This window comes from Candidatus Zixiibacteriota bacterium (assembly GCA_036480375.1).
GTDB lineage: Bacteria > Zixibacteria > MSB-5A5 > GN15 > JAAZOE01 > JAZGGI01.
Genome location: JAZGGI010000035.1, coordinates 90,286 through 100,146, shown reverse-complemented (window position 1 = coordinate 100,146; position 9,861 = coordinate 90,286). Strand labels below are relative to the sequence as shown.

The 9,861-nt window shown below is 40.6% G+C and carries 8 protein-coding genes; 3 read left to right on the top strand and 5 right to left on the bottom strand.

The window, feature by feature from the left end; translation table 11 throughout:
- Window positions 1–365 precede the first annotated feature (365 nt).
- Genes V3V99_11670 through V3V99_11660 form a run of 3 tightly spaced genes read right to left on the bottom strand, consistent with a single transcriptional unit; the run spans window position 366 to window position 3,508 of the window.
- Entirely contained in the window at window positions 366–2,066 is a 1,701-nt protein-coding gene (locus V3V99_11670) for a carbamoyltransferase C-terminal domain-containing protein (protein ID MEE9443311.1), read from the bottom strand.
- Window positions 2,038–2,787, bottom strand: a complete 750-nt coding sequence (locus V3V99_11665) for a 7-cyano-7-deazaguanine synthase (GenBank protein MEE9443310.1) — start codon at window positions 2,785–2,787, stop codon at window positions 2,038–2,040. Before V3V99_11665 ends, V3V99_11670 begins: the two co-directional genes overlap by 29 nt.
- Window positions 2,780–3,508 (bottom strand): 50S ribosomal protein L11 methyltransferase, encoded by a 729-nt coding sequence (locus tag V3V99_11660; protein ID MEE9443309.1) that lies wholly within the window; start codon window positions 3,506–3,508, stop codon window positions 2,780–2,782. The genes V3V99_11665 and V3V99_11660 overlap by 8 nt, the downstream gene beginning before the upstream one ends.
- Before the next feature lie 512 nt (window positions 3,509–4,020).
- On the opposite strand from V3V99_11660, the gene V3V99_11655 reads away from it, so the two are divergent.
- The 3 genes from V3V99_11655 (at window position 4,021) to V3V99_11645 (ending at window position 7,446) form a co-directional block, all read left to right on the top strand.
- On the top strand, window positions 4,021–4,962 hold the full coding sequence (locus V3V99_11655; protein MEE9443308.1) for a patatin-like phospholipase family protein: 942 nt from the start codon (window positions 4,021–4,023) through the stop codon (window positions 4,960–4,962).
- Window positions 4,963–5,474: 512 nt separating this feature from the next.
- Window positions 5,475–6,776: an ATP-binding protein gene (locus V3V99_11650; GenBank protein ID MEE9443307.1), complete on the top strand. Its 1,302-nt coding sequence runs from the start codon at window positions 5,475–5,477 to the stop codon at window positions 6,774–6,776.
- On the top strand, window positions 6,757–7,446 hold the full coding sequence (locus V3V99_11645; protein ID MEE9443306.1) for an RloB family protein: 690 nt from the start codon (window positions 6,757–6,759) through the stop codon (window positions 7,444–7,446). The genes V3V99_11650 and V3V99_11645 overlap by 20 nt, the downstream gene beginning before the upstream one ends.
- Before the next feature lie 23 nt (window positions 7,447–7,469).
- Here V3V99_11645 and gyrB read toward each other — a convergent pair whose 3' ends face one another.
- Together gyrB and V3V99_11635 are read right to left on the bottom strand one after the other, a co-directional pair.
- On the bottom strand, window positions 7,470–9,425 hold the full coding sequence (gyrB, locus tag V3V99_11640) for a DNA topoisomerase (ATP-hydrolyzing) subunit B (GenBank protein ID MEE9443305.1): 1,956 nt from the start codon (window positions 9,423–9,425) through the stop codon (window positions 7,470–7,472).
- Window position 9,426: 1 nt separating this feature from the next.
- On the bottom strand, window positions 9,427–9,735 hold the full coding sequence (locus V3V99_11635; GenBank protein ID MEE9443304.1) for a DUF721 domain-containing protein: 309 nt from the start codon (window positions 9,733–9,735) through the stop codon (window positions 9,427–9,429).
- Window positions 9,736–9,861: the final 126 nt, after the last annotated feature.

Genomic DNA, 9,861 nt, shown 5'->3' with positions numbered 1-9,861 from the left:
TGAAAAAGTCTTGAAATGATCTTCAGCCTAAAGAATGGGGAAACATTTCGAATCGTAAGTTCTTGATACACGTCAGGTCACAATTTTGTTTTCACAAAATCAAGACCTGCCGCAACACCCGAAAGGGGTTTATCAACAAGCCCCAAGCAGCGGGACACCTGTGCTTTCGAGATATGACCTTCTCTTAATACACCAGTGGGACGCACACCGCAGGGCCCTGATATCCTTAACTATACGTTGGTCTGGGGACACCTATAATGAGTCGTACAGCTGGATGCAACAAAGCTTGTCGATTTAGCCGAATGGATTGTCTCTTAACGAATCGAACCCAAACAATCTACGAGTGTCGTTTCTACTGTGATATTTTATAGATTTGCATGATCTATCAAATATTTATCAATAAACAGATAATCGATTTCAGAATTTCTGAAACAATTCCATGCATCATTTAAGTCACAAACAATAGGCTCGCCTTTCCTATTAAATGAAGTATTAAGAAGGACAGGAATTCCTGTAAGTTTTTTATAATGCAGAAGCATATGAAAGAGACCGGGATTCATTCGCTCATCAACAGTCTGAAGCCTTGCTCTGCCGTCTACGTGAGTAACAGCCGGGATTTTCTTTCTAAATTCTTCTCCAACTCGAAAAGCAAAACTCATATTAGGTGAATGATTATAAGTTTCAAACCATCCGGGAGCATCTTCTTTTAATATTATTGGAGCAAAGGGACGGAAATTCTCTCGGAATTTTACTCGCTTATTGATAATTTCTTTCATTTTTTCAGGAAATGGGGGGGCGATAATGCTCCTTGAGCCTAATGCTCGCGGACCGAATTCCATTCTGCCCGTGAACCAGCCAATTATTTTCCCACGGGACAAAAGCTCCGCGGCTCTTTGTTCAGGATTCGGGGCAATAGAGAACTTAACATGTTTGGATAAAAGGAATGATTTGTATTGATCCTCATATTCCGGACCCCATAATGGAGCCAGATTTTTAATATCTGGTCGATGACCATTAAATTTATGAAACAGGTAAAGCGCCGCTCCAAGAGAAACTCCTGCATCTGACGGAGCTGATGGAACGTAAATATTTTCAAATGACGTTTTTTCCTTGATTTTTGCGTTCATCACACAATTTAAGGCCACTCCGCCTGACAAACATATGTTATCCAACCTTGTTTTTTTATGTAAGAAATCCGTCATTCGAATGACGATATCTTCAACTACCGACTGTACACTGGCGGCAATATTTCTATGACGATCATTGAGCTCTTCTCCCGGTATTCTCGGATCGCCGAAAAGATCCAGAAATTTCGGGGGAAACTCGCGTAAGAGAGAAGATGAATAATCGAAATACTTGGGACTAAGAATAAAGTGGTAAGATCTCTTATCAAAATCAATTAGGTTTGCTATTTTCCTTGCATAGGTTGGATTTCCATAGGCGGCCAATCCCATTACTTTGCCTTCTCCGCTATTGGGGGTAAATCCCAAAAACGATGTAAATACGCTGTATAAATGACCCAGGGAATCAGGATATTTATTTTGATAAAGTCTCTGTAGATGCCCATTCAAGTAGGTACCCATGGTACTTGTTTGATATTCGCCCGTCCCATCGAGCGTTATATAGGCGGCTTTTTCAAAAGGCGAAAGAAAACATGCGCAGGAGGCGTGGGCAAGATGATGATTCACATAATGTACAGGAAGCCGTTTGCCACCAAAATTAGATTCCAAAATTCGCCCTGCCAAGAGCTGTTCTTTGATCGTCTGAAAATATCCAATTCCTTTAGAAGCTTTACGCTTCCAGGATTGCTGTCGGACCGTTAATATCAATGAAGAAATTACGCGATGCGCAATACCTGAATAAGGAATCCATCCTATCGCAACATTATCGACATCGCTTATTTCGATGCCTGCGATCTTTAGACAATTACATATTGAATTTATTGGAAATGATTTTTCGTGTTTTTTTCTTGTAAATCGTTCCTCTTCGCAAGCAGCCAATATATCGCCATCACCAAGTATCACGGCTGATGAATTATCAAGATTGCTCAGGCCTAGAATTACCATTATTTTCCATCCCCTGCAATAATGTGTCCATATCAATGTCCTCAATTTTGGAAGAAAAAAAGCGATACGCATTTCTTTGATATTGAGGCAGGCCGAATAAAGGTTTATAATAAATTTGGGAATGCGCGTGAAGCAAAACTCCCAGCAAACAAGTGTGCTGGGTCGAGTATATCAAATGTTGCTGCTTAACATTCGGATTTTGAATTATTCCCATATCAAATAATATCTTATCTGTCCTGTCTTTTCGGTATACCGGAGTTTCATATGCGATACCATAGTTTTGGTATATCTTTTGAGTTCTCTCTATAATCTTAGGCATTTGAGCCGGAAAAATATGGGCCGATTCTTCATGCGCTCCGCAAAAAACGTGGCAAATATTATTGGAGCCACAAAACGCGATTGTTTTCAGGTGCATTGATAATTTGCAGGCTCCGCAAATCCACGGTATTACCATGCTTCCATATTTTTTGATATATGATACATATTTCCCAAAATACAGTCGCTTGTATAGGGAATTTATTTTTTCCTTATGATAAATAAAGTTACAATCCGGATATTTTCTCCTAAGCGCTGAAATATTTATATTTATTTTGTCATGGCGCAACATAAACGGATGCTGAAAGGTGACAAGATATACTTGGCGGAATCGCTCGGCTGCAATAGCAGCCGCCAGAGTCGAGTCGCTGCCGCCTGAGAACAAAACTGCTATCTTATTATTCATCGACGTAACCCTCTTGGTTTATTTTACGAATAGAGAAAACAATAGCGGGCAATAATGAAAGAGTAATCACATTGTCAACATATAACTTATTTGCATCTACAATTGCGCGAACATCTGCGTCCCTTATGTAATAACTGTTGAATCCAAGAAGGATCTTTCCATTGGAGGTTAAAGCCTTTGGCACTTTATCGAGAAAATTCCTAATGCAATCAAGACCATCTCTGCCCCCTGACCATGTTTTAATCTGATCTTTCGGAGATAATGGCAATTTATTATTAATCCCTTGAATATTACCCCACTCTTCTGGAATATAGGCGGCGTTAAAAGCAATGATATCAAATATCTTACCCGGAATGCTATCGACAAAATCGCTCAAAATGACATCAGCCTTAACGCCGTTTCTCTCCAGAAAACCTTTGGCTGACTTTATGATATCGGGGATTATATCAATTGCAGTAATTGACCTGCACTTCATATGAAAAGCATACAGTGACAAAATTGCATGGAATCCGCATCCCATATCCAAAAAACTGTTTATTTCCAATTTTTCTTTTGATAGAGCTTTCCGGAGGCATAAGGTTACCCAATCCCAATAATATTTTGGGTTTGGATCAAACACTTTCACACCAAATACGCAACCACTGAGTATTTTTGATTTTCTTAAAGGTGCGATTATTTTTCGATAAAACGGATGAATTTTGAAAATATTTTTATTATGCAAGGATGTCAACTTTTCCCAACCTTATATTCCAATATCAGAATTTTGTCGAGTTTCTTACTAACGCTCGGAACACCGATCTACATTAATGAATTACATTTGTTGCCAGTAAGCACCAACAATCTTGTAGTAAATAACCAGATAATGACAAAACACACCCAATCTGCTGGATGCGAATCGGGTTTGTTTAATTACACGGAATTTTCGAAAGAAAAATGTGGGTGACCTATAAAATATTAAATCATGTAAATAACTCGTACAAGTACTGCCAACTACACATCCAGATTCCGGATGTAGGTTGCCGGGTGCCTTAAGTCATCAGGGCGTGGGATTCGTCCCATCACTTGTCAAATTGTAATCCAAACGTTTTGTTTATTCAACATTATCGCTGATATACATATACTATTTTCACTTGACTTTATATCATAATATCATTAACATAAATTATAAGTTTAAATCATCCTAATGAATTTTGTGCGCAACCTATTATCAAAATTTTTTCCTGGGGGAGATTTATGAAAACTGCTTTAGTCTTAAGCGGAGGGTCCATTAAAGGCGCCTTCCAGGCCGGGGCCATTCAAGAGGTCCTCGAATCGGGAATTAAGCCTACGGCCATTTATGGGATCTCTGTTGGCAGTCTTAATGGGGGTTTTCTCGCCGACAAAGCGGGGCGAGATTTTGCCCAAAGTCAGAGTATCGACTGGCCCAAAATTGGGGAAGAGCTGGCTGATTTTTGGCGAACGAAAATCACGTCGTTTGATAAAATCGGCAAAAAACACGGTTTTTTCTCACTCGCGAAAAGTTTAGTATTTTCAACATTTGACGGCATGATCGACACAAAGAGATTGCGAGATCTGATTAATTCGATCATGACTGAGGAAAATATCCAGAACGCTCCCATTATTTACAAAGCCGGCACCGTTAACATTGCCAACGGCAAACTTATTTTGGCCGATAAGACCACAACCAACCTGGTCAAATATATTATTGCCAGCACCGCGATTCCGGTTGTTATGCCGGTTTCGATGATTTCCAAACAACCGTTCGTGGACGGAGGGGTGCGCGATGTGGCAACCCTGAATCCAGCGATTGAGGATGGCGCCGATGAGATTATTTGTATTCTGTGTCAGCCCAAAGACCTGTCAGCGACCAGCATTAATCTTGGAAAACTGGAAGAATTTGCCGAACGGATTATGGAAATTGTCGTTAATGAAACCGTTAACAACGATATCGAATGGGCGCAGTATATTAACGAACACTGCCCCGAAGATGGAAGTCCCGTTACATCCGGCCCCTTTGAAGGATACCGCCATGTGAAATTAACGATTATCCGCCCCACCGGACCGCTCGATATCAAATTAACTGATTTCAACGCCAATGATATTAAGCGAATCTATGACAACGGTCGGGAAATTGCGAAAAAGGCACTCCATCCGGAACCCGTACCAATAGTTTGACAATTGTTGTGAGATTATCTCTGCATTGATACTTAAATGTATTTCTAATATTGATTGAATGTGAAAGCAGATTGGATGAGTGCACTCTCCAAATTCGATTGATGTCGCTTTACAATTGGTATATTTGTATCCCACCCATTGGGTTCGTTTTGTTAAAGAAAAGTTTTGACCCTTTTAAATCGATGGTAAATCGGAAAATATCCGTTTATTCTCCCCTTCTCCAATACATCCAAAAGTCAGTTTTATTTTACTCATCGCATCAATCCACCCTGTCTTATAAAATGTGTATTGATTCGGAAATAATGGCGGAGTTAACGGAATTTTGTAAAAACTACGCAATTTTAGGCCTAAAATGCCTTAAAATATGGTAAAAACCCGATAAGTGACAAATAAATTGGATATTTTGCTTGTTTTCTGCAAATATATCAGTTATTTTGACGATACACAGGAACAAATAGCATAATACGCGGGTAATATGTATAAATGCGTGTTTAGTTGTATGTGAGGATAAAATGATAATAGATTTCAAAGTGAAAAATTACCGGTCGTTTGCCAAGGAGCAGACTCTTAGCATGGTTGCGTCTTCAAATAAAGAACTCAAAGAGAATTATTGCGAAGTCGGCGATTTCAAACTTTTAAAATCTGCCGGTATTTATGGTGCGAATGCGTCCGGGAAAAGTAATTTGATCCGCGCTATAAAAGATATGCGTGCAATAATCTTAAAATCGGCAACTATAGAGCCAAACACCCCCAAACCAATTAAACCATTTTTACTAAATAGTAAACTCGCCAAAAAAGTAACCATGTTTGAAATAACTTTTATCCATGATGGTATTAGATATCAGTATGGATTTAAAACTGGTAAAATAACCATTCGGGAGGAATGGTTAATTGCTTACCCCAAAAATCGAAGTCAAATATGGTTCCAACGGATTTATGATAAGCGAAAACGGAAGTCTATTATTGAATTTGGTCCGTCTTTTAAAGGGGAGAAGCAAAGAATAAAAAGAGTGACCCGAAACGATTCGTTATTTTTATCCACTGCTGCTCAATTTGGGCATACTGCCCTTACTGAAATTTACGATTGGTTTAAGGTGAACTTAATTATTATCAACACCAATGACATGACATCTCCGCCTAAAGATTTCATCTTTGAACAAGATAATAAAAATATAGTATTGTGGAATATTACCAAAACTGAATTAACGAAGTTATTAAATGCCGCTGACTTGGGAATTGAAGGAATTCGAATCTCGCCAATAGATATAAATAAATATATTGAGAATTTGCCTGATGATTTTCCAGAAAAACTTAGAAAAAAAATCATTAATGAGTGGAAGGAAAATCCCCCCATTCAAATTAATACTATTCATAGAATGTCTGATACAGGCAATGAAGTTATTTTTGATCTTGATGAGGACGAATCGGACGGGACAAAAAGATTTTTTGATTTATTGGGACCTTGGCTTTTTGCTATAAAATATAATGCCACAATAATTGTTGATGAAATTGAATCAAGTCTGCATCCACTTCTTTCGCGAGCATTAATTAAGATGATTAATGATTCATCACGAAAAAATGGATCGCCCCAATTAATATTCGCAACTCACGATGTTACACTACTATCAAATGATTTGCTAAGACGGGATCAAATTTGGTTTGTTGAAAAAAATAAAATACAAGCCTCAGAACTAACACCCCTATTAGACTATAAACCAAGAAAGGGCGAAGCAATCTTTAAGGGTTATATGTCTGGTCGATATCATGGCGTCCCAAATATAAAGGATTTTGCGTTTGAAAAACGAGGGAAGTAGGCGAGCACAAAGAGAAAAAGACAGGCTCAGGAGTAGGGCTGATTTTGTCCGTAAACCAGGAAAAAAGAAACAGCGCCAAACAATCTTGATTGTATGTCATGGCCAAACTGAGGAAACCTATTTTAAGTATTTAAAAGAAAAACTTGATCTATATAGAATGGGAATTGTTGTAAAAGTTGTTGCGAAGGGGGAGATGGCTATAAATGTTGTCCAGCGTGCATTAAGTGAAAGAGAAAAACTTGCGAAGAGTTTTTATACTCCTTACAATTCTGTCTGGTGCGTGACAGATGTAGAGATTACGCCAAAAGATCATTCGATTCCAAGGGCTGCTTCTTTAGCCAAAAAAAATAAGATTAACTTTATACTGAGTAACTCATGCTTTGAATATTGGTTTATCCTTCACTTTGAAGAAACCGCAAGCGGATTCAATTATAATAAACAAGTAATAAGTCGATTGAAAACTCACCACGCCGGTTATACCAAAAAGGGCAATATAGAAAAAGTTGTAAAAGAGATTTGCAAATGCATCTATGATAAGACAGATTTCGCAATCAAAAATGCCAGAAAGTGCCGCAAGGCTCACAAATGGGGCAAAGACCTTACCGATCACAATCCATCCACAGATGTTGACAAGGTCGTTAAAAAACTGATTGCAATATCAAAAATGTAAATATCTCTTACAATCGTTACCAACTACACATCCAGATTGCGGACATAGGTCGCGTTTTCCTGAATGAACTTACGTCGGGGAGCTACTTCATCGCCCATCAGCATCGAAAACAGATGATCGCATTCGGCCGCGTCTTCCATTGAAACCTGAAGAAGCGTCCTCGTTTCCGGATTCATTGTCGTCCGCCACAACTGTTCCGGGTTCATCTCACCGAGACCCTTGTAACGCTGCATCGTAATCTTTTCGCCGCCCATTTCCTTGAAAATCTTATCTTTCTCATCATCGGAATAGGCGTATTTCTCTTTCTTGCCTTTTTTCAAAAGAAACAGCGGCGGTTGAGCAATATAAATGTATCCGCGCTCAATCAACCCCTTCATATGGCGGAAGAAAAATGTCAGAATCAGAGTACGAATATGAGCCCCGTCAATATCGGCGTCAGTCATGATAATAATTTTATGATAACGGGCTTTGTCGGTGTTGAATTCGGTCGTGCCGAAACCGCAACCCAAAGCGGTAATCAGCGATTTGATTTCCTGGTTGGCCAGAATTTTGTCAATACGGGCTTTCTCGACATTCAGAATCTTGCCCCGCAATGGCAATATCGCCTGAAACCGGCGATCTCGACCTTGCTTGGCCGACCCGCCCGCCGAATCACCCTCGACGATATAAATTTCGCTTTGCTCCGGGTCGGCACTGGCGCAATCGGCCAGCTTGCCGGGAAGAGCCGCACTATCGAGAGCGGTTTTGCGCCGCGTCAGCTCTCTGGCTTTTCGGGCCGCCTCACGGCTCCGCGCCGCAGCGAGGATCTTCTCAACGATTTTTTTCGCGACCGACGGCGTTTCCTCGAAATACTCCGAAAGATGCTCGCCAACGACTCGTTCTACGATGCCTTTGACTTCGCTGTTGCCCAGTTTGGTTTTGGTCTGACCCTCGAATTGAGGTTCAATAACGCGCACCGATATAACCGCCGTCAGCCCTTCGCGACTATCCTCGCCAATCAAAGACAGTGTATTGCCCTTGCCGTTTTTGCCGTTTTTTAAAAGTTTATTCTTTTGAACATAGATGTTTATCGAACGAGTCAGCGCTGTTCGGAAACCGACGAGGTGGGTGCCTCCTTCGGTCGTGTGAATGTTATTGACATACGAATAAACCGATTCGCTGTATCCGTCGTTGTATTGAATCGCCACCGAGACATCGACGTTGTCGAGTTCTTTCTGGAAAAATATCGGCTTTTTGAAAATGCTGGTTTTATTCTCATTCAGATATTCGACAAACGACGCCAGACCGCCCTTATACAAGAATGATTTTTCTTTCTCGCGCCCGGTCTGTTCCGATTTCAACTCGATTTTCAATCCGGGATTCAAAAAGGCCATCTCGCGCAGACGCCCCGCCAGTACATCAAAAGAATATTCAATCTTGTCGAAAATTTTGTCATCGGCCATAAAAGTTGTTTTGGTACCACTTTCTTTGCGCTTGCCGATTTTGTTGACCGGAGCTTTTGCCTTACCGATTTTGTATTCCTGAAAATATACTTCACCGTCCCGGCAAACTTCAACTTTGCACCATATCGACAGAGCATTTACGACCGATACTCCGACTCCATGCAAACCGCCGGATACTTTATAAGAGCTGTGCTCGAATTTGCCTCCGGCGTGAAGAGTTGTCATAACAACTTCCAAAGCCGATTTTTTCTGGGTGGGATGTATGTCAACCGGAATGCCGCGGCCGTTATCGATAACCGTTACCGATTGATCCTCATGTAATATTACCTGGATATAATCACATTCCCCGGCCATAGCCTCATCGACGGAATTATCCACGACCTCATAGACGAGATGATGTAATCCCCGGCTGGAAACATCGCCGATATACATCGCCGGCCTTCGCCGAACCGCTTCCAGTCCTTTAAGTACCTGTATTTTTGACGCGTCGTAATTTGTCGAAGTTTTCTTTTTATCAGTACTACTCGTAGTCGCCATTCTAATTCTCCCTGATACTGCCGGCCTTAAGAAATATTTTATCAACCGCTTTTCCTCCGCGGCGCCGACGGATCTTTATTAATATTTCTTCCCGCTGCATCTCCAATTCCTGCCGCCAGGCATCCTGCTCGACGATTACCGTCAGGATACCATCCTGAAATCTTATTGCCCGAGATATTTTCGCAATATCTTTTCCAACAATGTCCGGCCATTTTTCGACAACCTGCCAGCCATGAAAAGATTTTTTCAATCCCAGCGAGGCCATCAAATTATCGACAATATTGCCCAGCCGGTCAGGCTTTTGTTCCATAACGCCAAACTCCATTAAGGCGATAATCAGTCAAACTAATAAAATACAAATGTTTACGGCTTACGGCAAGAAAAAAACGCCTTTCCGCGAAAATAGTGATACTCGTAATTTCTTAATATACAAAGA